This is a genomic window from Mesorhizobium sp. U510 (genome assembly GCF_059180695.1).
Genome location: NZ_CP180532.1, coordinates 3,970,261 through 3,994,840, shown reverse-complemented (window position 1 = coordinate 3,994,840; position 24,580 = coordinate 3,970,261). Strand labels below are relative to the sequence as shown.

At 62.7% G+C, this 24,580-nt stretch carries 22 protein-coding genes; 12 read left to right on the top strand and 10 right to left on the bottom strand.

The window, feature by feature from the left end:
- Window positions 1-12 precede the first annotated feature (12 nt).
- Entirely contained in the window at window positions 13-378 is a 366-nt protein-coding gene (locus tag ACLGL5_RS20815; protein ID WP_019857595.1) for a DUF423 domain-containing protein, read from the top strand.
- Between the two features lie 16 nt (window positions 379-394).
- Here ACLGL5_RS20815 and ACLGL5_RS20810 read toward each other — a convergent pair whose 3' ends face one another.
- Entirely contained in the window at window positions 395-544 is a 150-nt protein-coding gene (locus ACLGL5_RS20810; RefSeq protein WP_019857594.1) for a hypothetical protein, read from the bottom strand.
- A gap of 358 nt (window positions 545-902) precedes the next feature.
- Between ACLGL5_RS20810 and ACLGL5_RS20805 the strand changes: the two genes are divergently transcribed.
- Window positions 903-1,979 carry a LacI family DNA-binding transcriptional regulator gene (locus ACLGL5_RS20805; protein ID WP_069091936.1) on the top strand — a complete coding sequence of 359 codons (1,077 nt, stop codon included), beginning with the start codon at window positions 903-905 and terminating at the stop codon, window positions 1,977-1,979.
- 12 nt (window positions 1,980-1,991) lie between these two features.
- On the opposite strand, the gene ACLGL5_RS20800 is transcribed toward ACLGL5_RS20805, so the two are convergent.
- Window positions 1,992-3,212 (bottom strand): OpgC family protein, encoded by a 1,221-nt coding sequence (locus ACLGL5_RS20800; protein WP_027046732.1) that lies wholly within the window; start codon window positions 3,210-3,212, stop codon window positions 1,992-1,994.
- 201 nt (window positions 3,213-3,413) lie between these two features.
- Between ACLGL5_RS20800 and ACLGL5_RS20795 the strand changes: the two genes are divergently transcribed.
- Entirely contained in the window at window positions 3,414-4,073 is a 660-nt protein-coding gene (locus ACLGL5_RS20795; protein WP_038646230.1) for an alpha/beta hydrolase, read from the top strand.
- Between the two features lie 60 nt (window positions 4,074-4,133).
- On the opposite strand, the gene sthA is transcribed toward ACLGL5_RS20795, so the two are convergent.
- Window positions 4,134-5,519 (bottom strand): Si-specific NAD(P)(+) transhydrogenase, encoded by a 1,386-nt coding sequence (gene sthA / locus ACLGL5_RS20790; protein WP_069091935.1) that lies wholly within the window; start codon window positions 5,517-5,519, stop codon window positions 4,134-4,136.
- Window positions 5,520-5,731: 212 nt separating this feature from the next.
- Here sthA and ACLGL5_RS20785 point away from each other — a divergent pair, with 212 nt between their 5' ends.
- The 3 genes from ACLGL5_RS20785 (at window position 5,732) to ACLGL5_RS20775 (ending at window position 8,129) form a co-directional block, all read left to right on the top strand.
- A complete protein-coding gene (locus ACLGL5_RS20785) occupies window positions 5,732-6,202 on the top strand; it encodes an RDD family protein (protein ID WP_069091934.1) in 471 nt (156 codons plus the stop codon).
- 138 nt (window positions 6,203-6,340) lie between these two features.
- Entirely contained in the window at window positions 6,341-7,105 is a 765-nt protein-coding gene (locus tag ACLGL5_RS20780) for an arginyltransferase (RefSeq protein WP_069091933.1), read from the top strand.
- A gap of 127 nt (window positions 7,106-7,232) precedes the next feature.
- Window positions 7,233-8,129 carry a DMT family transporter gene (locus ACLGL5_RS20775; protein ID WP_069091932.1) on the top strand — a complete coding sequence of 299 codons (897 nt, stop codon included), beginning with the start codon at window positions 7,233-7,235 and terminating at the stop codon, window positions 8,127-8,129.
- A gap of 39 nt (window positions 8,130-8,168) precedes the next feature.
- On the opposite strand, the gene ACLGL5_RS20770 is transcribed toward ACLGL5_RS20775, so the two are convergent.
- Both ACLGL5_RS20770 and parC read right to left on the bottom strand, forming a co-directional pair.
- Window positions 8,169-9,386: an AI-2E family transporter gene (locus ACLGL5_RS20770; protein WP_038646226.1), complete on the bottom strand. Its 1,218-nt coding sequence runs from the start codon at window positions 9,384-9,386 to the stop codon at window positions 8,169-8,171.
- A gap of 253 nt (window positions 9,387-9,639) precedes the next feature.
- Window positions 9,640-11,892, bottom strand: coding sequence for a DNA topoisomerase IV subunit A (gene parC / locus ACLGL5_RS20765; protein WP_494372756.1), 2,253 nt, complete (start codon window positions 11,890-11,892; stop codon window positions 9,640-9,642).
- Between the two features lie 327 nt (window positions 11,893-12,219).
- Between parC and ACLGL5_RS20760 the strand changes: the two genes are divergently transcribed.
- Window positions 12,220-13,410, top strand: a complete 1,191-nt coding sequence (locus tag ACLGL5_RS20760) for an aq_1923 C-terminal domain (protein WP_027046730.1) — start codon at window positions 12,220-12,222, stop codon at window positions 13,408-13,410.
- A 118-nt stretch (window positions 13,411-13,528) separates the two neighbouring features.
- On the opposite strand, the gene aspS is transcribed toward ACLGL5_RS20760, so the two are convergent.
- Window positions 13,529-15,445 carry an aspartate--tRNA ligase gene (gene aspS / locus ACLGL5_RS20755; protein ID WP_069093388.1) on the bottom strand — a complete coding sequence of 639 codons (1,917 nt, stop codon included), beginning with the start codon at window positions 15,443-15,445 and terminating at the stop codon, window positions 13,529-13,531.
- Between the two features lie 224 nt (window positions 15,446-15,669).
- Here aspS and ACLGL5_RS20750 point away from each other — a divergent pair, with 224 nt between their 5' ends.
- On the top strand, window positions 15,670-16,068 hold the full coding sequence (locus ACLGL5_RS20750; RefSeq protein WP_069091931.1) for a hemin receptor: 399 nt from the start codon (window positions 15,670-15,672) through the stop codon (window positions 16,066-16,068).
- Window positions 16,069-16,078: 10 nt separating this feature from the next.
- On the opposite strand, the gene ACLGL5_RS20745 is transcribed toward ACLGL5_RS20750, so the two are convergent.
- Window positions 16,079-16,837 carry a DeoR/GlpR family DNA-binding transcription regulator gene (locus ACLGL5_RS20745; protein ID WP_064984746.1) on the bottom strand — a complete coding sequence of 253 codons (759 nt, stop codon included), beginning with the start codon at window positions 16,835-16,837 and terminating at the stop codon, window positions 16,079-16,081.
- Window positions 16,838-16,957: 120 nt separating this feature from the next.
- On the opposite strand from ACLGL5_RS20745, the gene ACLGL5_RS20740 reads away from it, so the two are divergent.
- The 4 genes from ACLGL5_RS20740 to ACLGL5_RS20725 all read left to right on the top strand — a co-directional run bounded on the left by ACLGL5_RS20740 (window position 16,958) and on the right by ACLGL5_RS20725 (window position 21,931).
- Window positions 16,958-18,190 carry an MFS transporter gene (locus tag ACLGL5_RS20740; RefSeq protein WP_019857576.1) on the top strand — a complete coding sequence of 411 codons (1,233 nt, stop codon included), beginning with the start codon at window positions 16,958-16,960 and terminating at the stop codon, window positions 18,188-18,190.
- Between the two features lie 221 nt (window positions 18,191-18,411).
- The gene (locus tag ACLGL5_RS20735) at window positions 18,412-19,656 is read left to right on the top strand and encodes an MFS transporter (protein ID WP_064985063.1); all 1,245 of its coding nucleotides are present in this window, start codon (window positions 18,412-18,414) and stop codon (window positions 19,654-19,656) included.
- Window positions 19,657-19,731: 75 nt separating this feature from the next.
- On the top strand, window positions 19,732-20,883 hold the full coding sequence (rnd, locus tag ACLGL5_RS20730) for a ribonuclease D (protein ID WP_010915555.1): 1,152 nt from the start codon (window positions 19,732-19,734) through the stop codon (window positions 20,881-20,883).
- A gap of 13 nt (window positions 20,884-20,896) precedes the next feature.
- Entirely contained in the window at window positions 20,897-21,931 is a 1,035-nt protein-coding gene (locus ACLGL5_RS20725) for an acyltransferase family protein (RefSeq protein ID WP_069091930.1), read from the top strand.
- 7 nt (window positions 21,932-21,938) lie between these two features.
- Here ACLGL5_RS20725 and ACLGL5_RS20720 read toward each other — a convergent pair whose 3' ends face one another.
- From ACLGL5_RS20720 to guaB, 3 genes are all read right to left on the bottom strand, one after another.
- Window positions 21,939-22,358 (bottom strand): MAPEG family protein, encoded by a 420-nt coding sequence (locus ACLGL5_RS20720; RefSeq protein WP_069091929.1) that lies wholly within the window; start codon window positions 22,356-22,358, stop codon window positions 21,939-21,941.
- 108 nt (window positions 22,359-22,466) lie between these two features.
- The gene (locus tag ACLGL5_RS20715) at window positions 22,467-23,108 is read right to left on the bottom strand and encodes a hypothetical protein (protein ID WP_083246716.1); all 642 of its coding nucleotides are present in this window, start codon (window positions 23,106-23,108) and stop codon (window positions 22,467-22,469) included.
- Complete coding sequence (gene guaB, locus ACLGL5_RS20710; protein ID WP_010915551.1) at window positions 23,059-24,561, bottom strand: IMP dehydrogenase; 1,503 nt, start codon at window positions 24,559-24,561, stop codon at window positions 23,059-23,061. Before guaB ends, ACLGL5_RS20715 begins: the two co-directional genes overlap by 50 nt.
- Window positions 24,562-24,580: the final 19 nt, after the last annotated feature.

Genomic DNA, 24,580 nt, shown 5'->3' with positions numbered 1-24,580 from the left:
GGAGTGGCCAACATGAATTCCGCCGAACCAACCGCCAGCCGTCTCCTTGTGCTTGCCGGCGGTCTCGTCGGCGCGGCGGGCGTGGCGCTGTCGGCGGCGGCCGCGCACCGCGGCGGCGGCTTCACCGGCACGGCCGCGTCGTTCCTCTTGATGCACGCGCCGGTCTTCGTCGCCGTCGGCCTCATGGGCGCGAATCGCTGCCTGCGCATCGCGAGCCTCGTCCTGCTTGTCGGGCTCCTGCTTTTCGCGGGCGATCTCCTCGCCCGCGATTTCCTCGGATCGAGACTGTTTCCGATGTCGGCGCCGATCGGAGGCACACTGCTCATCGCCGGCTGGCTGGGGATAGCGATTTCCGCCCTGGTACGCCCGCGTTCCTAGGCCAACTACGCAGGCATCAATCCCTGAGACGTTCGGTACGAAGCCAAAGATCGCGATTGCGCGCGGCCGGCTTCGTCAGGCGCCGCATCTTCGGCCGCTCCGCGGCCGGCGTGATGCCCCAGTAGTTGCGATAGATGTCCTCGAACAGATGTTTGATGGGGTGCATGGTCTTTCTCCACGGAATTGAATCGATCCAATCGGTGAGCAAAAAAACGCCGATCAGTTTCGCCTGCGCTCTGCAAGGAAGCGAAGGTCGCGAATCCATGGTCCGGCCCTGCCCCGGAGCCTGGAGCCGTTGGCGCCCGGCCCGATGCTCCAGTGGTTGCGATAGATGTCCTCGAACAGATAATTGACGGGATGCATGGCGCACCTCCCCTTGACATTCAGCAGCACAAATCTGCGACTTGGATCGATTCAAACGTAGGTCTTCATGCATCTTCGGTCAAGCAAAATTTGAATCGATCCAACGAAAGTGCTAGATGCAGATCGGGAACGTGCTAAATGCATGTCAGGAGGCACGCACAATGGCGTCACTCACCGTAGGCAATCGAAGACCCGTCCGGCTGGCCGACATCGCCAAGGCCGCCGGTGTTTCGCACGGCACCGCATCCAATGTCTTCAGCCGCCCCGAGATCGTGCGCGAGGAAGTCCGCGAACGGGTCAAGGCGGCGGCCGAGGCGATGGGCTATGGCGGACCGGACCCCAAGGGCCGCCTGTTGCGCGCGGGCAAGGTCAACGCCATTGGCGTCGCCACGGCCGAACCCCTCTCCTACTTCTTCGACGATCCCTTCGCACGCGTCATGATGGCGGGCATCTCGCAGGCTTGCGACGCGACAGGCGCCGGCATCTCGCTGGTCTCGGCCGCCAACAACGAGCAGCTTGCCTGGAACATCCAGAGCGCCCTGGTCGACGGCTTCATCGTCTTTTGTATCGAAGGCGGTTCACGCCTGGTGCAGTTGGCACGCGAGCGCAAATTGCCTTTCGTGGCGCTCGACCTCGCTTCCGAGGATGGGTCGGTCGCGACAATCGGCATCGACAATGTCGCCGGCGCGGCCATGGCGGCGCGCCATCTCACCGGCCTCGGGCACCGCCGCTTTGCCGTGCTGGCGCTACAGTTTGTCGACGGCAGGACAGGCCCCGTTTCCCCCGAGCAGGTGCAGACCGCGGTTTATGCGGGGACGCGAGACCGGCTCACCGGCTATTTCCAGGAGCTGTCGCGGGTTGGCGTCGACACATCCAAAGTGCCCGTCTACGAGACCGCCAACGATGCGACCAGCACGATCGCGGCACTCGAGGCGATCTTCGGCGTCGCCGAACCGCCCACGGCGATCCTGGCAATGTCGGACAGGATGGCTTTGGTGGCGCTCGAATGGCTGAGCGCGCGCAAACTGAAGGTCCCCGACGATATTTCGATCGTCGGGTTCGATGGCGTTCCGGAAGCTGCGGTGTCCGAGCCGCCATTGACCACCGTCGCCCAACCGATTGCCGAAATCGGCCGTCTCGCCGTCAAGGCGATCCTGGAAAACGACGGCACGACAAATCGCAGGCAACTGCCGGTCGAACTGATCCTGAGGGCCTCGTCGGCTCCTCCACGCGGCTGACCCACCCGCCACTCAACGATTGGCCCTCGCCACCGCCGAGATGCCGAAAGACGCACGCACCGGCGTGACATCTTTTTGCGACGTGCGGACCTTGCCCGAGCCGCCGATGGTCGACAGCCATTCGAGATAGAAGGCGAGCGCGAACTGCATGGCGATGCCGGCCGAAAGCAGCAGGGTGTCATAGGCAAGCCCGCCCGGATTGATCAGTTTCATCACCTGCGCGACCATGGCGATCACCGTGCCGGCGATGAAGACCGGCAGCGAGCGTTTTCCCAGTATCGCCAGTGGGTGGTCGTGGCTGGTGCGGAACAGGTTCGACAGTGCCGGCAAGGCGACGATGAGGTAGCTGACCGCCAGTATATGCAACAGCCGCGGCAGCGACAGGAAGGTTTTGTCGAAGCCACCGATCACCACGGGAAGCTTGAACCACGTTATCTGCCCCCAAAGTGGGCTGTGCACCCAGACCAGCGCCGTCGCCACATAGGCCGCGGCCGCGCCGACCAGCCAGCGGTTGACCGGAATGACGCCGCCGCGCCTGACATGCAGCATGGCGGCAAGGCCGATATTGAACAGGAACTGCCAGGACAGCGGGTTCAGGAACCAGAAGCCGGGTTCGGGATAGTTGGGCGGAGCGATCTGCCAGATGCCGGCAATCAGCCACAGCGCACCGGACGCGGCAAGTGCCGCGGCAGGCCGGTAGCTGATGAGCAGGACGAAGGCCGGAGCCATCAAAAGCAGCGCGGCATAGACCGGCAGGATGTTGTTGTAGCCAAGCTGATGGCCGAGCGTGACGATGCCGACCAGCACTTCCGGCGTGTTTTTCATCAATGGTTCGATGTTGATCAGCTTCAGCAGCTCCGGGCGCCTGGTGAACACCGCCACGGCGCAGAACAAACCGATCACCACCATCGTGGTGACGATGTGGGCGACGTAGAGCACGCCTGCGCGCCGCCACATCTTCAACGTGGCCAGAAGCCGGTCACCCGGCCGGAACTTCGTGCCGTAGGCAAGCGCGACAGAGATGCCGGAAATCAGCACGAAAGCCTCCGCCGCGTCCGAGAAACCGAAATTCTTGTAGGTCAGGGTTTCGAAAGCCGTGCCGGGCACATGGTCGATGAAAATGATGATCAGGGCCAGCGCGCGCAGCACATCGATACGCGTATCGCGATCCGAGATACGCGTATCGCGTTCAGGGATACGCAAATTGCGATCCGACAAAACAGGGGTAGTCATCGACAAAAGGCCTCAAAGCTGGTTGTTCATGTCCAGCAATGCGACCCCCGGCGCACCGCTTCGATTCCTCCCACGCGGAGTATATCGGCGCATAAACGGGCCGGAATGCGCCCGGTTCAATCAACTTTCGCGGAGCATGAAAATATTGCGTTTTGAAGCCGGCAAATTGAGCGGAACCTCATATAATCAAGAGGATGAGGGATGATCGGCGACGGCATCGAAAACGCCCCCCTGGTCACGGATATGGCCTTTGCCTACCGCCTCCTGGGCGCTGGCAGAGACAGCCGTCAGTGCCTGTTCCTGCTGCATGGGTCGGGTGTCGACGAGACCACTTTGGTGCCGCTGGCAAGACGGATCGCGCCCACCGCCACGCTGGTCGCGGCGCGAGGCCGCATCCCCCAGGAAGACGGTTTCCGCTGGTTCGAGCGGATAGACCCGACGCGCTTCGAACAGAAGAGCATCCTTGCCGAAACGGCGGCTTTCGCGGCATTCACAAACGAGGCCGCCAAGCGCCATGGGCTTAATCTCGACCACGCAACTTTTCTCGGCTATTCGAACGGCGCCAATCTGGTTTCCAGCCTGATGCTGCTTCATCCGGGCATCGTCCGCAGGGCTGTACTGCTGCGGCCTATGCCCGTGCTCGACCATGTGCCGGCGGCCGATCTCGCCGGCATACGGTCGCTGATCATCGCCGGTGCCGCCGACGAAACCTACGGGCCCTTCGCGCCGGCGCTGGTGACGCTGCTCAGCCGGCACGGCGCCGAGATCGACGCCCGGATCATCCCCTCGGGTCATGAAATCGGCGATCCGGACGCCGCCATCGTCAGGCAATGGCTGGTGGGGCCGGCTGCCGTGGCGTAGGCCCAATCACAGGCCGCGACCCGTGCCCGCGCTCCGGCAATCGTCAGGAGCGCCAGAGCCCTACCGCCCCATCCTGTTCCAGGCATCAAGCCCGGCGATCTTGTAGGCTTCCGCCAGCGTCGGATAGTTGAAGGTGTTGTTGACGAAGAAGTCGACGGTGCCGCCGAGATTGATGACGGCCTGGCCGATATGGATGAGCTCGGTGGCGCCCTCGCCGACAATGTGCGCGCCGAGCAGGCGGCGTGTTTCGATCGAGAACAACAGCTTGAGGAAGCCGGTGTTGACGCCCATGATGTGGCCGCGCGAGGTCTCGCGGAAACGCGCGACGCCGACCTCATAGGCGGCCCCACTTTCACGCACCTGTTCCTCGGACTGACCGACGGTCGAGATCTCCGGCACCGCATAGATGCCATAGGGGAAGGTTTCGGGCGGCGGCGGCAGGGTCACGCCGAAAGCGTGGCAGGCGGCCACCCGGCCCTGCTCCATCGAGGTCGAGGCGAGACTCGGAAAGCCGATGACGTCGCCAGCGGCGTAGATGTTGGGGACGCTGGTCTGGAAGGTCTGCGGATCGACCTTGATGCGGCCTCGGGAGTCGGCCTCGATGCCGACCACGTCGAGCCCCAGGCTGCCGACATTACCGGTGCGGCCAGCAGCGTAGAGCACGACTTCCGAGCGGATGGTGCGGCCATCGGCCAGTTCCACCTCGGCCGCCTCGGGCTTGGAGCGGATTTCCTTGACCGCGCTGCCAAGCCTTATCGTCATGCCGCGATCGCGCATCTGGTGGATGAAATCGTCGACGATCTCGCGGTCAACGAAATCGAGGATGGAATTGCGCGGCTCGACCAGCGTCACCGGCACGTCGAGCGCGGAAAAGATCGTGGCGTATTCGACGCCAATGACACCGCCTCCGATAACCGTCAGCGTGCGCGGCAGGCGGTCGAGTTCCAGCATCTCGTCGCTGTCGAAGATTCGGGTCTTGTCGAACGGCACATCGCGTGGCCGGTGCGGCCTGGTGCCGACCGCGATCAGCGCATTGGCGAATCCGACTTCGCTGTAGTCGCCATTGTCCGATGTCAGGCTGACCTTGTTGGGGCCGAGAAATTTTACCGAGGCGCGTGCGCTCTTGACGGTGTTGCGCATGAACTGGTGCTGTAGGACCTCAACCTCGTGGTCGAGCGTCTTGTGCAGGCGCTCGATGAGGTCGCCGACGGAAATGTCCTGCTTGACCCGATAGCCGCGTCCATAAAAACCGCGCTCGCGCCAGCCTGAGAGATTGAGCACGGTTTCGCGCAGCGTCTTCGAGGGAATCGTGCCGGTGTGCACGGAGACGCCGCCAAGACGCCGGCCGCGGTCGACCACCAGCACCGATTTGCCGAGCTTCGCCGACTGCACCGCGGCGCGGCGGCCGGAGGGGCCGCTGCCGATGACCAGCATGTCATAGTCCATAGTGCCCCGTCCCTCTGCCCTTGAGCGCTTTTGTTGCGCCGCAGCAAGCTAATGCTATCCGCACGGCAAATTCAACCGATTCGGATTGTGTCTCGCGTCGCTCTTGCCTTGCGCCCGGGCGAGAACCCCGACCTTGATTCCGACACAGGCCTTTACCATTTCATTTACGAGCGGCCCGCACCCTATGTCGGGCCCTGTTACGAGGAAATGACATGAACGCGCGCGTTCTCGACGGCGAAATCATCAACACCCGGCTTGACGATGTCAGGGCCTATGAAGGCGTGCGCACACGGCGCATCCTGGCCTTCGTGCTCGACTACATCATCGTCGCGCTGATCACCATTCCTTTTGCCATACTGGTGTTCTTCCTCGGGCTTTTGACCCTCGGTCTCGGCTGGATGCTGTTCGGCGTCCTCGTGCCGGCCGTCGCCATTCTCTACATCTGGAACACGCTGGGCAGCGCCGACCAGGCGACCACGGGCATGAAGATGATGGGTATCCGCCTCGATCGTCTCGACGGGCGGCCGATCGACGGGCTGACCGCCGTCGTCCATTCCGTGCTGTTCTGGGCGGGCAACGTCATCCTGTCGCCGCTGGTCCTGCTGGTGACCCTGTTCTCCGACCGCAAGCGCACGCTGCACGACCTTTTGCTCGGCACGGTGGTCAGCCGCACCGGCCGCTGAAGGCGTTTTCGGGAGCGCTTCCGCCTTGTCGGCGCAAATGTGAAGGCGTTCGCATGCCAGCATCTTCACAATCCTGTTGAATTTTTTGCTTTCCGCGCCAAAGGTAGAGCGACTCGAAGGAGCGTTTCCAAGACTTAGATGACGCAGCATCCGACCCAGTCGCCGCAGTTCTTCCTGACAGCGCCGTCGCCGTGCCCCTATCTCGACGGCCAGTTCGAGCGCAAGGTGTTCACGCATCTGGTTGGCGACAAGGCGTCGGAGATGAACGACCTCTTGACGCAAGGCGGCTTTCGGCGCTCGCAGAACATCGCCTACCGGCCGGCCTGCGAGACCTGCCGCGCCTGCGTTTCCGTACGCATCCTTGCCCAGGAATTCACCGCCAGCCGCAACATGAAGCGCGTGCTGCAGCACAATTCCGACCTCGTCGGCGCCATGCACAATGCCGAGCCGTCGACCGAACAATATTCGCTGTTCCGCAGCTATCTCGATGCCCGCCACCGTCGCGGCGGCATGTCCGACATGACGGTGCTCGACTATGCCATGATGGTCGAGGATACCCATGTCGACACCAAGGTGATCGAATACCGGCGACGTGGGCCCGACACCTTCATCACCGGCAAGGGTCAGGGTGAACTCATCGCGGTGGCGCTCACCGACAAAATGGCCGACGGCCTATCGATGGTCTATTCCTACTTCAATCCCGATTTCGATGAGCGTTCGCTCGGCACGTTCATGATCCTCGATCACATCGCCCGCGCCAGGGCGATGGGCCTGCCCCATGTCTACCTCGGCTACTGGGTCAACGGCTCGCGCAAGATGAATTATAAGATGCGCTTCATGCCGCAGGAGCATCTCGGCCCCAAGGGCTGGGAACGCTACACCAACGAAGCGGTTTCACGCTGAGTTTTTCCACGATCCACGCTTAAACAACTTCAAGGCAGGGATGCTGGTCTTTCAGCCGGTCGGCTGGGGAGAGTGCGCCATTGCACCGGTCAGCCCTCGGCCTGCATCTCATTGCGAAAGTTACTGCATGTCCCCGCACAACGATCACCAGAAGGGTCTCTTGATAACCGCCATCGGCGGGCTGACGCTGACCGTCGACATACCACTGATCCGCCTCGCCGATGGCGGCGCATGGACCATCATGCTGCTGCGCACCAGCACCACATTCGTCGCGGCGATGATCATCTGGTCGGTCTGGCGGGCACTCAGCCGAAATGCCCCGCCGCTCATCCCCGGCTGGGCCGGCATGATCGTGGCGACCTTGTATGGGCTGACAGGGATCAGCTTCGTCACCGCCGTCTATCACACCTCGACCGCCGACCTGGTGTTCATCCTGGCCTTCAACACTGTATTCGCAGGGCTATTGTCCTGGATATTCCTGCGGGAAAGACCTCGGCTGGTGACCATCGCGGCGATGCTGATCATGATCCTGGGCGTGCTGGTCATCGTCGGCGGCTCGGTCGGCACCGGCAAGCTGTTCGGTGATTTCATGGCGCTGTGCTCGGCCTTCTTCATCGCGGTCGCCATCACCATCTCGCGCGCCAGCGGCAAGGACATGGGCTTCACCTCACTCGTCGGCGTGCTTCTGCCGATGGCGCTCGCCGCCCTCATGGTGTCAGGCGAAGGCTTTCACGTGAACGCGCCCTGGTGGATCATCTTCAACGGCGCCGTCATCATGCCGATCTCGTTCTTCTGCCTCGCCGCCGGGCCGAAATACATTTCGGGGCCGGAAGTGGCGATGTTCTATCTGCTCGAAACCGTGCTGGCGCCGGTCTGGGTGTGGATGATCTTTGCCGAGACACCGACCCGCAACAGTCTGATCGGTGGCGCGATCCTTATCGTCACGCTGGTCGCCCATTCGCTCTGGCAACTGCATGACGGCCGTAGGCAGCGGGGTGACCTTGCGGTGCAGCATCCGGTCTAACCTGTAATTGATGGGCCCAGCGCAAGTTGCGTTTCGGGATCAGGCGCTGGCCTTCTTCGCCACGCCGGGTTCCGGCAGGATTTCGATTTGCGGCGGCCCGCCTTCGATCTCGGCCGCCGAGTCGGCGGTCAACTCGTCGACCAGTTCCACCTCTCGCAGCCACTCGCGCCAGATGGCGACCAGCAGCGCCATCAGCACCGGGCCGATGAACAGGCCGAGGAACCCCATCGTCTTGACGCCGCCGATCAGACCGAAAAAGGTCGGCAGGAAGGGCAGCTTTATCGGCCCGCCGACGAGCTTCGGGCGCAGTGTCTTGTCGACGATGAACAGTTCGACCGCGCCCCACAGGAACAGCGCCAGACCGGCCATGGGCGAGCCGCTGGCGGCGAGATAAATCGAGACAAGGGTGAAGGACAAAGGCGCCCCGCCGGGGATGAGCGCCATGACGCCGGTCAGGGCGCCAAGCGTCACCGGCGACGGCACGCCGGCCAGCCAGTAGGCGATGCCCAGCACCAACCCCTCGCCTATGGCGATGACGGTCATGCCGGTCACAGTCGAGGAAATGGTCGCCGGGACGACGCGCGAAATCCGCTCCCATCGCGTCGGCAGGATGCGTTCTCCCAGGCGATCGACCTGACCGGCAAAATGCTCGCCGTCACGATAGGCGAAGAACAGGGCGATCATCATGAACAGCAGTGTCAGAAGCAACCCAAAGGCACTGCCGCCTGCGGCGAGCGCGCCGCGATAGATGCTGCCTATGTTTGCGCCGCTGATCAGCTGGATCAGTTCACCAATGCCGCCGGGATGACCAAAATTGGTGGTCCATTGCTCGTTCAGCCAGTCGCCTATGACAGGCATCGTCGCGATCCAGTGCGGCGTCACGGCACCATGCCGATTGGTCTCGATCGCCCAGCCGACCCACTCGCGCACCTCGTTGATGGCGTAGGTGCCGGCAAGCCCGATCGGTATCACCAGGAAGGCGAGGATGAACAGGATGGCCAGAGTGGCGGCGATGGTGCGGTTGCCGCCGACGCCGGTCAGCAGCCGCTGATAAAGCGGCCAGCTGGCGAAGGCGATGACGAGCGCGGCCAGCACCGGGAACAGGAAGCCATGGAAGAAATAGACGCCGGCGGCGACGATCAGCACCAGCAGCCAGCGGGCCGCCGACAGCGGCGGAATGACAGCCGACCGCAGCGGCGTCGACAGGCCGAACAGGCGCTGCTGCCGTTCCGGTTTCTGGATCCTGGATTCCTTCAAACGCCCGTCTCTCCCAAACACCCTTCCCATTATGCACTGATATAGTGCAGCAATCGTGACGATACTCCAAATGATTGGGGTGCCTTTCTTCCTTCTCCCCCTGCGGGAGAAGGTGGATCGGCGCGATAGCGCCGAGACGGATGAGGGGGGGTCCAGCGGAGTGAGGCGTTGGCGTTCCCTGGAACACCCCTCATCCGACCTCGCTTCGCGAGGCCACCTTCCCCCACACAGGGGGGAAGGAAGAGACGTTTAGCTACCCGAACTTGCCCGTCCTCGGGAAACCCTTCGGCACCATGCGGCCGGCCGACGCCCGCGCGCCGATCCATTCGGCGAGTTCCTCGCGCGACCTTGTGAAGGTGCGGTCGGCCGAGTCCTGCCAGGACAGGCCCGTCTCCAAGCTGAACGGTTTGAGATCGAGCAGGCCGCCATCCTTGTATTTCTGCAGCCGCACGCCCTTGCCGCGGCCCATCTCGGGAATTTCCGAAAGCGCGAACACCAGCATTTTCCGATTCTCGCCGACGATGGCGAGGTGATCGCCGGTGACCGGTACGCAACGCTTGGCCTCGTCCGGCGCCTTGACGTTCATCACCTGCTTGCCCTTGCGGGTGTTGGCGACAACTTCCTCCTCCGACACGATGAAGCCGTTGGCGTCATAGGAGGCCAGCAGCAGCTTGCGCTTCGGATCGTGGACGAAGGCGGTGACGATGTCCTGGTCGTTGTCCATGTCGACGATGATGCGGATCGGCTCGCCATGGCCGCGCCCGCCCGGCAGCCGGTCGGCGCCGATGGTGTAGAACTTGCCCCCTGTCGTGAAGACCAGCACCTTGTCGGTGGTCTGCGCATGGAAGGCGAGCTTGAGACTGTCGCCCTCCTTGAAGGTCAGCGTCGAAAGGTCGGCCAGATGCCCCTTCATCGCCCGCAGCCAGCCCTTTTCCGAAACCACCACGGTGACCGGCTCGCGCTCGATCATGGCGTGGGCGATGTCGGTCAGGTCGTGCTCGGGTGCATCGGCGAACTGGGTGCGGCGCTTGCCAAGCTCGGTCTCCGGGCCGAACTTGTCGCGGATGTTGGTGACTTCCCACTTGATCGTCGACCATTGCTTGGCATCGGACGCCAGCAGCGCCTCGATCTGCTTCTTCTCCGCGCTCAGGCCGTCGAACTCCTTGCGGATCTCGAACTCTTCCAGCTTGCGCAAGGCGCGCAGGCGCATGTTGAGGATGGCTTCTGCCTGGGTATCGGTGAGCGACCAGCGGGCCATCATCACCTGCTTGGGCTCATCCTCCTCGCGGATGATCTTGATCACCTCGTCGATGTTCAGATAGGCGATCAGGTAGCCGGCGAGGATCTCCAGCCGTCTTTCGATCTCGCCCAGGCGATGTTTCGAGCGGCGGATCAGAACGTCGCGGCGATGGTCGAGCCATTCCTGCAGCACGCCCTTCAGCGACAGGACGTTGGGCACCTTGCCGCGCGACAGCACGTTCATGTTGAGCGGGAAACGGCTTTCAAGCTCAGTGAGCTTGAACAGCAATTCCATCAGGATGCCCGGGTCGACGGAACGGCTCTTGGGCACCAGCACGACGCGGATGTCTTCCGCACTTTCGTCCCTGATGTCCTCGAGCAACGGCAGTTTGCGCGCCATCAACAGCTCGGCGATCTTCTCGATCAACCGCGCCTTCTGCACCCCATAGGGGATTTCGGTGACGACGATGCTCCAGGTGCCCCTGCCCTGGTCCTCCTGGCTCCATTTCGAGCGGACACGGAAGCCACCGCGGCCGGTCTCGTAGGCTTCGAGGATGGAAGCGCGGCTGTCGACGATGATACCGCCGGTCGGGAAATCCGGACCCTGGACGAAATCCATCAGCTTCGAGACCGGCGCATCGCGATGCTCGATCAGGTGCAATGCGGCGTTGCAAAGCTCGGCCGCGTTGTGCGGCGGGATCGATGTCGCCATGCCGACCGCGATGCCGGACGAGCCGTTGGCCAGCAGGTTCGGGAAGGCGCCGGGGAGCACCACGGGCTCCTCGTCTTCTTCATTGTAGGTCGGCCGATAGTCGACGGCATCCTCGGTGATGCCGGACAACAATTCGGTCGCCACATCGGTCATGCGCGCTTCGGTGTAGCGCATGGCGGCAGCGTTATCGCCGTCGATGTTGCCGAAATTACCCTGCCCGTCGACCAAGGGATAGCGCATGGAAAAATCCTGCGCCAACCGCACCAGCGCGTCGTAGATCGACTGGTCGCCATGAGGATGGAACTTGCCCATCACCTCGCCGACGATGCGGGCGCATTTGGCAAAACCCTGGTCGGGGTTGAGCCTGAGCAGCCGCATGGCGTGCATGATGCGGCGGTGGACCGGCTTCAGCCCGTCGCGAACGTCGGGCAGCGCCCGGTGCATGATGGTCGACAGCGCATAGGCGAGATAGCGCTCTTCCAGCGCCTTCTTCAGATCGACCGGTTCAATGTGATCACCACCGCCATTTTCAGGCGGCAAAAGCCTTTTTCCCATGGGCTGGGACTAGCTGAGCGGGTGATTCGCGGCAAGAGGCCGACAGACATACCCGCCGTTCTGCAACATGAAACCGCACGCCTGGGGATGTCGACCAACATCAGCCTGTTACATCAGGCCTCTATGGCCAAGCGTGATGATATCGGGCAACCGGCTCTTCATGACAAATTCACCGATTTGCGCCAAGACGGTGGGATCGAGTTTGCCTTTCACTGTGATTTTCGACCATGGTACCGGGATACGCCTTTTTCCCGTCCAGTTCGTCACGGAATGGTGATGGTGCAAAGAATTGAAAAACAATTTCAGGACACTCTCAGGGACCTTGCGATGACAATCAAACGCTCAACTCTCCAGAAACTGGCTTTTTCGACCTTCTTGCTCACGCTGCCGCTAAATGCGGCCCTTGCCCAGGATGCCGCGGTTGCCGACCGGCTGAAGGCGGCGCTGGCGGCACAGGGCGTCGACATCTCCTGGACCGGCGTGACCGGCGACAACACCAGCATGGTGCTGCAGGGCGTTGCCATCAAGCCGGCGGCGGAAAAGGAAGCCCTCACCATCGGCGACGTCAAGCTAGAGAACGTGACCGCGGCCAATGGCGGCTTCGATATCGGTACCGTCTCTACCTCGGCCTTCGAACACGCCAAGGACGGCGTCACCCTCAACCTCAGCCCCTTCGTCATCCATGACATGACGGTTCCGGCCGATGGCGCCACCGGCCCGCTGGGCTCGCTGATGATGTACAAGTCCGCCGAACTCTCCAACATGACGGTCAAGGTCGCCGACAAGACCGCCTTCTCGATGGACGGGCTTGCCGTCGAGATCACGCCGCCGGCTGACGGCAAGGCGATGGAATTCACCGCCAACACGGAAAAGTTCAACGCCGACCTGACACTGGTCGACGATCCCAAGTCCAAGGAAGTCATCAACGCGCTCGGCTACCAGAACATTTCGGGCAATCTCGAAATGGCCGGCACCTGGCAGCCCTCGGACGGCAAGATGGAACTGTCGAAATACGACATCTCCGTCGAGAATGCCGGCACGCTCGGCATGACCTTCGACCTCGGCGGCTACACGATCGACTTCATAAAGTCGCTGCAGGAAATGCAGAAGAAGATGGCCGCGCAGCCTCAAGGCGCCGACAATTCGGCACAAGGCATGGCCATGCTCGGCCTGTTGCAGCAGCTTTCGTTCAACAGCGCCTCGATCCGCTTCGACGACGATTCGCTGACCGGCAAGGTGCTGGAATATGTCGGCAAGCAGCAGGGCATGTCGGCCAAGGACGTCGCCAACCAGGCCAAGGCGATCGTGCCGTTCGGCATGGCGCAGCTCAACAATCCGGAACTGACGGCGCAGGTGACCGCGGCGGTCAGCAAATATCTCGACGATCCGAAGAGCCTCGAAATCTCGGCCGAGCCCCCGGCATCGGTGCCGTTCGCGCTGATCATGGCTGGCGCCATGTCCAACCCGCTCGACCTGCCGAAGACGCTCGGCGTCAGCGTCAAGGCGAACGAGGACTGATCGAACGCCCTCAGGATCTACAAAAAAGCCCGGCAGCGATGCCGGGCTTTTTTGTGGGATTATCGAGTCGAAAGAATCGGTTCTGGCGGGTTTTTAAAGTACCGCTCGAAACTCGCGATCAGGCGTCCTTCTTGATCGGCGCGACACGCAGCGCCAGTTCGCGAAGCTGCTGCGGGCTGGCTTCAGACGGCGCATTCATCAACAGATCGTAGGCCTGCTGGTTCATCGGGAACATGGTGACCTCACGCAGGTTCTTGGCGCCAACCAGCAGCATCACGACGCGGTCGATGCCGGCGGCCATGCCGCCATGCGGCGGCGCGCCATACTGGAAGGCGCGGTAGAGGCCGCCAAAGCGTTCCTCGACGGTCGCACGGTCCAGTCCGACCGTCTCGAACGCCTTGACCATGGTTTCGGGCAGATGGTTGCGGATGCCGCCTGATGCAATCTCGAAACCGTTGCACACCATGTCGTACTGGAAGGCCTTGATGCCGAGCAGATCCTCGCCGTTCAGCGCATCGATGCCGCCCTGCGGCATCGAGAACGGGTTGTGGGCGAAGTCGATCTTCTTCTCCTCCTCGTTCCATTCGAAGAACGGGAAGTCGACGATCCAGCACAATTCGAAACGCTCGCGGTCAACGAGATTCAGCTCCTCGCCGGCGCGCGTGCGCGCGGCACCAGCGAAGGAGACGAATTTCTTCGGATCACCCGCAACGAAGAAGGCGGCGTCGCCGTCGGCAAGGCCGAGCTGCTGGCGGATCGCCTCGGTGCGCTCCTCGCCGATGTTCTTGGCGAGCGGGCCGGCGCCTTCGAGCCACTTACCATCAGGAGTTTTTGCGTGCTGCTCGCGCCAAGCCTCCAGAGCCGCAACAGCTTGCACATGGCTAGCATTTGCAACTGCGGGTGGAGACATTTCTTTGAAACCCAGTTGCTCAAAAGTGGGCTCCTCAACTTCCCGCCAGAAGATGTAGCCCAGCCCCGGCTGGCCCTCGCCCTGTGCCCAGGAATTCATGCGGTCGCAGAAGGCACGGCTGCCGCCGGTCTTGGCCGGAATGCCCCACACTTCGGCCTTCGCATCATTGGCCAGGATGTTGGCGAACACCTTGAAGCCGGAATCGCGGAAATGGTCGGAGACGGCCTGCATCTCGATCGGGTTGCGCAGGTCCGGCTTGTCGGAGCCGTATTTGCGCATGGCGACATCGTAGGGAATGCGCTGGAACTTCTGCGTCACCGGCTTGCCATTGGCAAAGGTCTCGAAGACCCCGCGGAGGACGGGCTCCATCGTATTGAGCACGTCGTCCTGCTCGACGAAGCTCATTTCGAGGTCGAGCTGATAGAACTCGCCGGGCAGACGATCCGCGCGCGGATCCTCGTCCCGGAAGCAGGGCGCGATCTGGAAATAGCGGTCGAAGCCCGACACCATGATCAGCTGCTTGTACTGCTGCGGCGCCTGCGGCAGCGCGTAGAACGTGCCGGGATGGATGCGCGACGGCACCAGGAAGTCGCGCGCGCCTTCTGGCGACGAAGCCGTCAGGATCGGCGTCGAGAATTCGGTGAAACCGACCTCGCCCATGCGTTTGCGCATCTCGGCAATGATCTTGGTGCGCGCCACGATGTTCTTGTGCAGCGTGTCGCGGCGCAGGTCGAGGAAGCGGTACTTCAGCCTGATGTCCTCGGGATAGTCCGGCTCGCCAAACACCGGCAGCGGCAATTCCTTGGCAGCCGACAGCACCTCGATTTCGCGTGCGAAAATCTCGATCTCGCCGGTCGGCAGGTTGGCGTTGACCGTCTCCGGCAGGCGCGCCTTGACCTCGCCGTCGACACGGATGACCCATTCGCCGCGCACGGTCTCTGCGACCCTGAAGGCCGGCGAATCGGGGTCGGCGACGATCTGGGTCAGGCCGTAGTGGTCGCGCAAGTCGATGAACAGCAGGCCGCCATGGTCGCGCACGCGATGCACCCAGCCCGACAGGCGAACGGAAGAGCCGACGTCGCTCTTTCTCAACTGGGCACAGGTATGGCTGCGGTAACGGTGCATTGTCATTGGTAAAGTCCGGGGTACTGGGTGGCAGGCCAAAGCATCAAAGCCCGGCCCAAAATTTGCGCGAAAAGCGCATGGGAGGCCGGATTTGTCAAGGCAAGGAGACATCGGGCCGTATCCAGGTTCGACCGCCAGGGTTTAAGTCTTTGCCGGCCTTAACGCATTGCCGCTAGACGTGCTTCCTGAGACAACGCACTTATCAAGCGATCTGGAGACCCCACGTGCCAAAACGCACTCTCCCGCCGGGAATAGGCCCGCACAATGGCCGCGAGATGGAACTGATGCTTCAGGGTGACAAGCCAATGGCCTTGTTCTCGGTCGAACCGGGTATGGACGCCGAAGATATTGGCGACGCGGACTTTGAGCCGTTTGTAGAAACAGGTCGTATTCTGAGGTTCACCCACACTGATCCTGGAACCTTGGTGGAGGAGCGCCGCTACTGCCTGCCTACAGAAGAATGGCGCTGCAAGCTCAGCCTGTTGATCTCCAGAATGTGTCGCAGCGGAGAGGCCTTCGACGTCTTCACATCGAATGATCTGGCCAGGCTTGAAGGAACCCTTCTCGGTTACTCGAAGCAAGATATCGAAGTGTTCATCGCACATGCGGCGTCGTGGAAGTAGCTCGCCGCCTTCAAGCAAAGTGGATTTCGGCGCCCTGGCGTTCGAAATCGGCGAGGATCGCGGCCGGCGCGGTCTTTTCGACCACCAGATGGCGGATCGCTTCGGCGCCGGCGACGCGATAAGGCGCCGCGGTGGCCAGCTTGTCGTTGGTGACGGCGATGACGATGCCGGCGCTGTTCCTGGCCATGGCCCGCTTGACCTCGGCCTCGGCCGAATCGAATGCCGTCACACCGCGTGAGGCATCCAGGCCGCACGAGCCAAGGAAAAACAGGTCGGCGCCAAGCTGTGCAATGGCGGCCAGCGTGTCGGCGCCGACGCAGGTTCCGAGGTCGCGGACAAACCTGCCGCCAAGCACGGTCAGTTCGACCAGGGGATGGTCGGACAGCGCCGAGGCAACGCCGAGCGAATTGGTGGCGATGGTCAGTTCGAGGTCGCAGGGAATGGCCTTGGCGATGGCGGTGTTGGTGCTGCCGCCGTCGATGAACAGGGTCTGTCCGCTGGAGAGCAACGCCATGGCCGTGCTCGCCAGCCGCGCCTTCTCCTCGACCGCATGGCCCCCGCGCAGACCGATGGGGGCCGCGGCAAAGGGCGCCGCCGCAACCGCGCCGCCATAGACCCGGCGACAGTGCCCGGCTTTCGCCAGTTCCCTGAGGTCACGGCGCACCGTGTCCTCCGAAACCCCGAAGCGGCTCGCCAGTTCGCCCGCCAGCACACTCCCCTCCGCCGCGAGGCGGTCACGGATAAGTTGGTGCCGTTGATCGGTCAGCATTGCCTGTTTCGCCTGATCTTATTTCTCTGTGCACGTTCTTGCATGTTCTGCACGTTTATGCAAGGAGTGGCCGACTGGGCTGTCGCACAAGCCAGCCTCCCTTCCTTTGAAAGCGCCGCCATGAGCTTTGGTCTCAACCTTGCCCCGCAACACCGCGTCTATGCCGGGTTCGCGATCTATTCCTTCGCGATGGGCAACATCTTTCCACGGCTGCCCGACATTAAGCACGCCATGGGCATTGGGGACGGCACGCTCGGCCTCAGCCTGATCGGAACGCCGATCGGCACCTTGACGGCACTGACGCTCGCGACGCCGCTGCTCGAGCGCGTCGGCTTCCGCCGCGCGCTGCTCGTCCTGGTACCACTGCTGGCGCTTGCCTATGCCGTTGCGGTGCATGCGCCGGGGCCGCTCGCGCTTTTCCTCATGCTCTTTCCAGTCGGCCTGATGATCGGCAGCGTCGAGATCATGCTCAATGTCGAGGCCGACCGGACCGAATTCCTGGTCAAGCGTCGCATCATGAACCGCGCGCATTCGTTCTGGAGCATGGGCTTTTTCGGCGCCGGCCTGTTCGGCGGGGCTCTTGCGCATCTCGGCATATCGCCGCAACTGCATCTGGCGCTGATCGTGCCGATCGTCGCGATCTCGATGGCGCTGTTCCTCGGCGGCTATCAGCCGGCGCCGAGTCGCTTCGTCGGCACCGGCAAGAAGGCACCCATGCTGGCGCGGCCGACCCTGCCGATCCTTGTTCTCGTCGCGGTGACACTCTCGGCGATGCTGATGGAAGGCGCCAGCATCGACTGGTCGGCGATCTATATGCGCACCGTGTTCGAGTCCGGCCCCTTCGTCGCCGGTTTCACCGTGGCGCTGTTCGCCTTTTCCCAGGCAACCACGCGCTTCTTCGCCGACAGTTTCGTCGACCGCTATTCGCCAAGCGGCGTGGCGCGGGTGCTGCTGGCAATGATGGCGACCGGCGTGCTCGTTGTCTTTTTCTCGCCCGCGCCGTTCTTCTCCATGCTGGGCTTTGCGCTTCTGGGGATCGGTACCAGCGCCCTCTTCCCGCTGGCGATCTCGGCTGCCGCCCAACGGACGGATCGACCGGCTGCGATCAATGTCGCGGCACTGTCGCAGATCTCCTTCGTCGCCTTCCTGCTCGGCCCGCCGCTGCTCGGCTTCGTCTCGGACCATTGGGGCATCCGCTCGGCCTTTGGTATCGGCATTCCGTTCATTATCCTCAGCCTGCTGACCGCGGGATCGCTTGGCCGGCGGCCGGCCGCCGACAAACCGGCCGCTTCGGTGGATGAGCCGCTCGAACCGACGCGTGACAAGATACTTGCGCGGGCAGCAGAGGGGTGACTGAAGGTTTCCCTCGCCGCGGACGGGACGGCCGGCCAGGTAAGATCGCGTCGCGAAACTGAGGTCGGCAGTTGGACCATACGGACCTGCGTCCGCTCCAAACCAGGCAATATAGTGGGGGCGCTGCAGAACCGCGATTGATCCTGCAAGCGGCAATTGCCGCTGGCATTGGTGGGAGGGATAGTTCAAGAAGGGATCACCGATACGTGATCGCCTTTTTCATGTCCTCCATCCGCCCGCTGATCCCGCTTCTTCTCGCCGCAGGCATCCTGCTCGGCGGCAATGGGTTGCAGAGCACGCTGATTGCGCTGCGCGGCGCGCAGGAGGGGTTTTCCGCTTCCGACATCGGCCTGATGGGCACGTTCTATTTCGCCGGCTTCCTGCTCGGCTGCCTGGCCATCACCCGCATCATGAAGGCGGTCGGCCATATCAGGGCGTTTTCGGCGCTGGCCGCGATTGCCTCGGTCGGCACTCTGCTTTTGGTGCTGGTGCTCGATCCAGTGATGTGGTGCGCGGTGCGCTTTGCCGGCGGCTTCTGTTTTGCCGGGCTGTTCACCATCGTCGAAAGCTGGCTGAATTCCGGCGTCACCAACAAGGACCGCGCCCGCGTGCTGGCGATCTACCGGATGGTCGATACCGGCTCGGTGACATCGGCCCAGTTCCTGATCCCCGTCTTCGGCGCCGGCGGCTTCACCATCTTCGCCATCATGTCGATCATGATCACGCTGTCGCTGGTGCCGGTCTCGCTCGGCGACCGTTCCAACCCGACGCCGCCGGAGGAGGTCAAGCTCGACCTGGCGCGCGTCTGGCGCATTTCGCCACTCGGCTGCTTCGGCTGTATCGCCGTCGGCGTGACCAACAGCGCCTTTCGCACGCTGTCGCCGGTCTATGCCGAGCAGATCGGCATGTCGGTCGCCGATGTCGTCACCTTCGTCAGCGTCGGCATCTTCGGCGGCGCCATCATCCAGTATCCGCTCGGCTACCTCTCCGACCGATGGGACCGGCGCCGGGTGCTGTTGCTGACGACCTGCTGCGCGATGCTTTCAGCCCTGGCGCTGGTGTTCATCGCCGGCAGCAATCCGCTGCTCAACTTCATCATCATCTTCATCTTCGGCTGTTTCGCCATGCCGCTTTATTCGCTGTCGGCGGCGCATTCCAACGACCGCGCCGACACGGGGGAGTTCGTGCTGATCAATGCGGCGCTGATGCTGTTCTATTCCTTCGGCGCCATCGGCGGCCCTTTCGCCGCCTCGACAGTGATGCAGCATTTCGGGCCGAGCGCGCTGTTCGTGTTCAGCGCCACCGTCTATGCGATCTTCATCGCCGTCATCCTCTACCGCATGCAGGCACGCTCCGGCGTGCCCGTGGGCAAGCGCGGCCGCTTCATCGCGCTGCTGCGCACGTCGACCGTTTTTGCGCGGCTGGCTAAGCGCAATGGCGATTCCGATGGTCCGGGAAGCCGATGATGGCTGCGCCAAAGCTTGACGAAAGCCTTTCCGGCTGAAATCTAGGAAGACCTTACTCCTGCCAAAAGCGATTTGATGCACGTCATCACCACCCAGAAAGAACTCGAGACCGTTCTCGCCGCTTTCGAAAAGTCGGATTTCGTTACCGTCGACACCGAGTTCATCCGCGAAACGACCTTCTGGCCGATCCTGTGCCTGATCCAGATGGCGGCGCCTGGCGTCACCGCGCTGATCGACCCGCTGTCGCCCGACATCAACCTCGCCCCGTTCTTCCGGCTGATGGCCAACGAGGCCGTGGTCAAGGTCTTCCACGCAGCGCGCCAGGACATCGAAATCATCGTCCATCTCGGCGATCTCGTGCCGCACCCGGTGTTCGACACGCAGGTCGCGGCCATGGTCTGCGGCTTCGGCGACAGCGTTTCCTACGACCAGCTCGTGCAGCGCATCACCGGCGCGCGGCTCGACAAGTCGTCGCGCTTCACCGACTGGCGCCACCGGCCGCTGTCCGACAAGCAGCTCGACTACGCGCTCGCCGACGTCACCCATCTGATCGAGGTCTATCAGCATTTGAGCGCCGAACTGGCGCGGGAGAACCGCGCCCACTGGCTGAACGAAGAGATGGACGTCCTGACCTCGCGCGAGACCTACGATCCGCATCCGGAGGACGCCTGGAAGCGGCTGAAAATGCGGCTGCGCAAGCCGCAGGAACTTGCGATCGTGCAGGCCGTGGCGGCATGGCGCGAGCGCGAGGCGCGCGAGCGCGACGTGCCGCGCGGCCGCGTGCTCAAGGACGACGCGATCTACGAGGTGGCGCAGCAGGCGCCGCGCGACGCGGCGGCCCTCGCCAAGCTGCGCACAACGCCCAAGGGCTGGGAGCGCTCCTCGACGGCGACGGCCCTGCTTGGAGCGGTCAACACCGCGCTGGCCTTGCCCAAGGAGCAGATGCCGAAACTGCCGAAGAATTTCCAGCCGCCGGAAGGCTCGAGCGCCGCGGCCGAACTGTTGAAAGTGCTGCTCAGGATCGTCGCCGAGAAGCAGGGCGTGGCCTCGAAGGTGCTGGCCTCCAGCGACGACATTGACCGCATCGCCGCCGAGGGCGAGGACGCCGACGTGCCGGCGCTGCAGGGCTGGCGGCGCGCCGTCTTCGGCGAAGCGGCACTGAAGCTGGTGCGCGGCGAGATCGGCATAAAGTTCGACAAGCGTAAAATAGCGGTGTTCGACCTCTAGAGGCTTCTGGCCGATGGGTTCGGATCAGGACGAGAACCGGCGATACGAGGCGATCGACGCATTGCGTGCGATCGCCGTGATGCTGGTGCTGATCTTCCACTATACGTCCCGCTTTCCCGCCGACTACATCGGGTTCGACCACCAGATGACGCTGCCATGGCAAGGGATAGTTGGCGTCTTTCTCTTTTTCATTATCAGTGGCTACTGCATCGCGATGACAGCCGAGCGGTCTGAGACCGTGTGGGTGTTCTGGCTGCAGAGATTTACGCGGCTGGAGCCCGCGCTCATCGCCTGTATCGCGACCACGCTTATTGTGGTTGCGGCTCTGGGTCTTCCGGGAAGAGAGGTTTCAGCGCTCGACGGCCTGAAAAACGCAAGCTGGGTAACCCTGTTTGTTCCAACGCCGCTGGTCGACGGCGCCGACTGGTCACTGCTTGCGGAAGCAAAATTCTACTTTGTGTTCGGCCTCATCTTCTACCTCTGGCCAAATCGCGTTCTCGTCCTTTTCACCAGCTTTACCGTTCTGGGCGCAATTGCATATTTTTCCGGGTTGTGGAGAGACCATCAGGCTCTGATTTTTCCCTTCAAGGGCATCGCCATGCCGTATTTTCTGTTCCCCTACAGCCTCTTCTTTTTGATGGGCATCGCGGCGAGGCGATCGACCCGAACCGTGCAGATGGTCGTGACAGCCGCATGCCTGATGGTTGTTGTCAAACTGTGGGGCGGTTCAGCATTCAGTGCCTGGGTCATCGCGCTTTCAATTGTTGGGGTCATCGGGGTCCAGCTGCGCGATATCAAGATCTGGCGAAGCGTGAGTTACATCGGCTTGATCAGCTATCCTCTGTATCTTCTGCACCAGAATGTCGGTGTCGCGATCATACGATGGCTGGCTCCGTGGGTCGGCTCCCCGTATCTTCGGATCGGCATAGCGTTCTGCACCGTGGTCGCCATTGCAGCATTCGTCGCGTGGACGGTCGAGCATAGATTTCGGCGGAGGATCGAAATCTATGCGTCGCGCTTGATGTCGAGGGCTGCAACCCCCGCGTGACCCTGCCTCAGACGAGGCCGAGCAGGTGCAGCGCGAACCAGATCCAGGCCAGCGCCAGCACCACCGCGCCAGCGAAGAAAGAACGGCTGCGCAGCCGCAGATTGTTGCTGGTCAGGTGAACCCAGGCATGAAAATAGCGCGTCAGGACGAAAATCCACGCCAACGTCAAGGTCAGATAGTTGACGCCGTTGGTGACGTGCAGCGTAAGGCACAGCACATAGAAAAGCACCGGCAGTTCGAACTGGTTGCACAGATTGGCGGCAACGGTGACGCTGGACGCCGGCTCGGTCGAGCGGGCCTTGTACTGTCCGACCTTGGCCTCACCTGATTTGACTGCGTCATATCTGCGGCGCCCCAACACGCCGTAGACGATGTAGACCAGAGCCACATGCGCCAGAATGGGCCAGAAGATCGTGGTCTGGTTCATGACATTCCCCTGCCCTGTCCGGTACCATGCTTAGAGTGTTCCACCGTCTTCACGGAAACGGCGAACCACTCTAACTCTTTGTTTTGACGCAATTCCCCAGGGAAAGCGCTACGCGCTTTTCCCGGAATTGCTCGAGCGTCTCTGACCCACCAGCCAAAACGCGGCGATGACGACCACCGGGATGGCGAGCAGCGCGAATTTGGTGACGATCAGAGCCGAGGCGAAAGACAGCGAATCCGGATTGGCCGACAGGAAATCGGACAGAAGCCGCGCCACGACGATGTTCTGGGCATAGTCGGCCAGCGTGTAGGGCAGCACCAGCACCAGCGCGAAGATCGACTGCACCTGCCCGGGAAGCTCGCGGAAGTTCTGCAGGCGCCGGCCAGTGGCCAGGACCAGGCTCACCAAGGTCAGCGACAGCAGCGCCGGGAACAACAGATCGAAGGTCAGATAGTGCCAGACCAGAATGATCTCGCCGCCGCGCCGGCCGAGCGCCGTCAGCCAGGCCATGCCTTCGTCGGGTGTGAAACCGAAATAGCGCATGTCGAGCGACGGCAGGCCGCCGCTCAACTGGCGGAAATAGAAGAATTCCATCACCGTCATGGCGATGAAAACCGCCGCCGACAGGAAACACAATGCGGCCGCGTGGCGTGGCAGCCGCAGGACCGTCGCGGTCAGGCTCCGCCCGAGCCCGTATTGTTCAGGCTCCGCCGGGATAGTTCGGGCTTTCGCGGGTAATCGTGACGTCATGGGCGTGGCTTTCACGAAGTCCGGCGTTGGATATGCGCACAAAAGTGGCGCGCTCGCGGAAATCGGCAAGGTCGCGGCCACCGACATAACCCATAGCGGCTTTTAGGCCGCCCGCAAGCTGGTGCAGCACGCCAGACACAGGTCCTTTGTATGGAACCTGGCCTTCAATGCCTTCCGGCACCAGTTTGAGGGTATCGCGCACCTCGGCCTGGAAGTAGCGATCGGCCGAGCCGCGCGCCATGGCACCGACCGAGCCCATGCCGCGATAGGCCTTGAAGGAGCGGCCCTGGTGCAGATAGACCTCGCCCGGGCTTTCGTCGGTGCCGGCCAGCAGCGAGCCGATCATGGCGGCGCTGGCGCCGGCGGCGAGCGCCTTGGCGAGATCGCCGGAATATTTGATGCCGCCATCGGCAATCACCGACACACCCGATTTGTGCGCCGTCTCGACCGCCGACATGATGGCCGAAAGCTGCGGCACGCCGACACCGGCAACGATGCGGGTGGTGCAGATGGAGCCCGGGCCGATGCCGACCTTGACGGCGTCGGCGCCAGCATCGATCAGCGCCTGCGTGCCTTCGGCGGTGGCGACGTTGCCGGCCAGGATGCGCACCGAGTTGGAGAGTTTTTTCGCCCGGGTGACAGCGTCGAGCACGCGCTGCGAGTGGCCGTGCGCGGTGTCGATGACCAGAAGGTCGACGCCGGCGTCGATCAGGCGCTCGGCGCGCTCAAAGCCATCGTCACCGACACTAGTGGCGGCCGCCGCGCGCAGGCGGCCCTGCGCATCCTTGGTGGCGTGCGGGTTGAGCTGCGACTTCTCGATGTCCTTGACGGTGATCAGGCCGACGCAATTGCCCTGCTTGTCGACGACGACAAGTTTTTCGATGCGGTGCTGGTGCAGAAGCCGTTTGGCTTCGTCCTGGTCGACATTCTCCTTGACCGTGATCAGGTTCTCACGGGTCATCAACTCATAGACCTTCTGCGCCGGGTCGGAGGCAAAGCGCACGTCGCGGTTGGTCAGGATGCCGACCAGCCGGCCGGTCTTGTGGCCGCCCGTGCCGCCATTCTCGACCACCGGAATGCCCGAGATCGAATAGGTGCGCATCAGCGACAGCGCATCGGCGAGCGTGGCGTCCGGACCGATGGTGACCGGATTGACCACCATGCCGGATTCGAATTTCTTCACCTGCCGTACCTGCTCGGCCTGTTCGGCCGGCGAGAAATTGCGGTGGATGACGCCGATGCCGCCGGCCTGGGCCATGGCGATGGCAAGGCGCGCCTCGGTGACGGTGTCCATCGCGGCGGAGAGGATCGGCACGTTGAGGTCGATGTCGCCTGCAATGCGGGTGCGGACATCAGTTTCGCCGGGCATGACCTCGGAGTGACCGGGCTGCAAAAGCACATCGTCAAAGGTCAGCGCCAGTGCGCCTGTGGACGTTTCGATGATTTTTGCCATGGCCAGCCCTTTAGAATGC

Coding starts and splice junctions, on each gene's coding strand:
- ACLGL5_RS20815 (WP_019857595.1), top strand. CDS start 13: ATGAATTCCGCCGAACCAACCGCCAGCCGTCTCCTTGTGCTTGCCGGC.
- ACLGL5_RS20810 (WP_019857594.1), bottom strand. CDS start 544: ATGCACCCCATCAAACATCTGTTCGAGGACATCTATCGCAACTACTGG.
- ACLGL5_RS20805 (WP_069091936.1), top strand. CDS start 903: ATGGCGTCACTCACCGTAGGCAATCGAAGACCCGTCCGGCTGGCCGAC.
- ACLGL5_RS20800 (WP_027046732.1), bottom strand. CDS start 3,212: ATGACTACCCCTGTTTTGTCGGATCGCAATTTGCGTATCCCTGAACGC.
- ACLGL5_RS20795 (WP_038646230.1), top strand. CDS start 3,414: ATGATCGGCGACGGCATCGAAAACGCCCCCCTGGTCACGGATATGGCC.
- sthA (WP_069091935.1), bottom strand. CDS start 5,519: ATGGACTATGACATGCTGGTCATCGGCAGCGGCCCCTCCGGCCGCCGC.
- ACLGL5_RS20785 (WP_069091934.1), top strand. CDS start 5,732: ATGAACGCGCGCGTTCTCGACGGCGAAATCATCAACACCCGGCTTGAC.
- ACLGL5_RS20780 (WP_069091933.1), top strand. CDS start 6,341: ATGACGCAGCATCCGACCCAGTCGCCGCAGTTCTTCCTGACAGCGCCG.
- ACLGL5_RS20775 (WP_069091932.1), top strand. CDS start 7,233: ATGTCCCCGCACAACGATCACCAGAAGGGTCTCTTGATAACCGCCATC.
- parC (WP_494372756.1), bottom strand. CDS start 11,892: ATGGGAAAAAGGCTTTTGCCGCCTGAAAATGGCGGTGGTGATCACATT.
- ACLGL5_RS20760 (WP_027046730.1), top strand. CDS start 12,220: ATGACAATCAAACGCTCAACTCTCCAGAAACTGGCTTTTTCGACCTTC.
- aspS (WP_069093388.1), bottom strand. CDS start 15,445: ATGCACCGTTACCGCAGCCATACCTGTGCCCAGTTGAGAAAGAGCGAC.
- ACLGL5_RS20745 (WP_064984746.1), bottom strand. CDS start 16,837: ATGCTGACCGATCAACGGCACCAACTTATCCGTGACCGCCTCGCGGCG.
- ACLGL5_RS20740 (WP_019857576.1), top strand. CDS start 16,958: ATGAGCTTTGGTCTCAACCTTGCCCCGCAACACCGCGTCTATGCCGGG.
- ACLGL5_RS20735 (WP_064985063.1), top strand. CDS start 18,412: ATGTCCTCCATCCGCCCGCTGATCCCGCTTCTTCTCGCCGCAGGCATC.
- rnd (WP_010915555.1), top strand. CDS start 19,732: ATGCACGTCATCACCACCCAGAAAGAACTCGAGACCGTTCTCGCCGCT.
- ACLGL5_RS20725 (WP_069091930.1), top strand. CDS start 20,897: ATGGGTTCGGATCAGGACGAGAACCGGCGATACGAGGCGATCGACGCA.
- ACLGL5_RS20720 (WP_069091929.1), bottom strand. CDS start 22,358: ATGAACCAGACCACGATCTTCTGGCCCATTCTGGCGCATGTGGCTCTG.
- ACLGL5_RS20715 (WP_083246716.1), bottom strand. CDS start 23,108: ATGACGTCACGATTACCCGCGAAAGCCCGAACTATCCCGGCGGAGCCT.
- guaB (WP_010915551.1), bottom strand. CDS start 24,561: ATGGCAAAAATCATCGAAACGTCCACAGGCGCACTGGCGCTGACCTTT.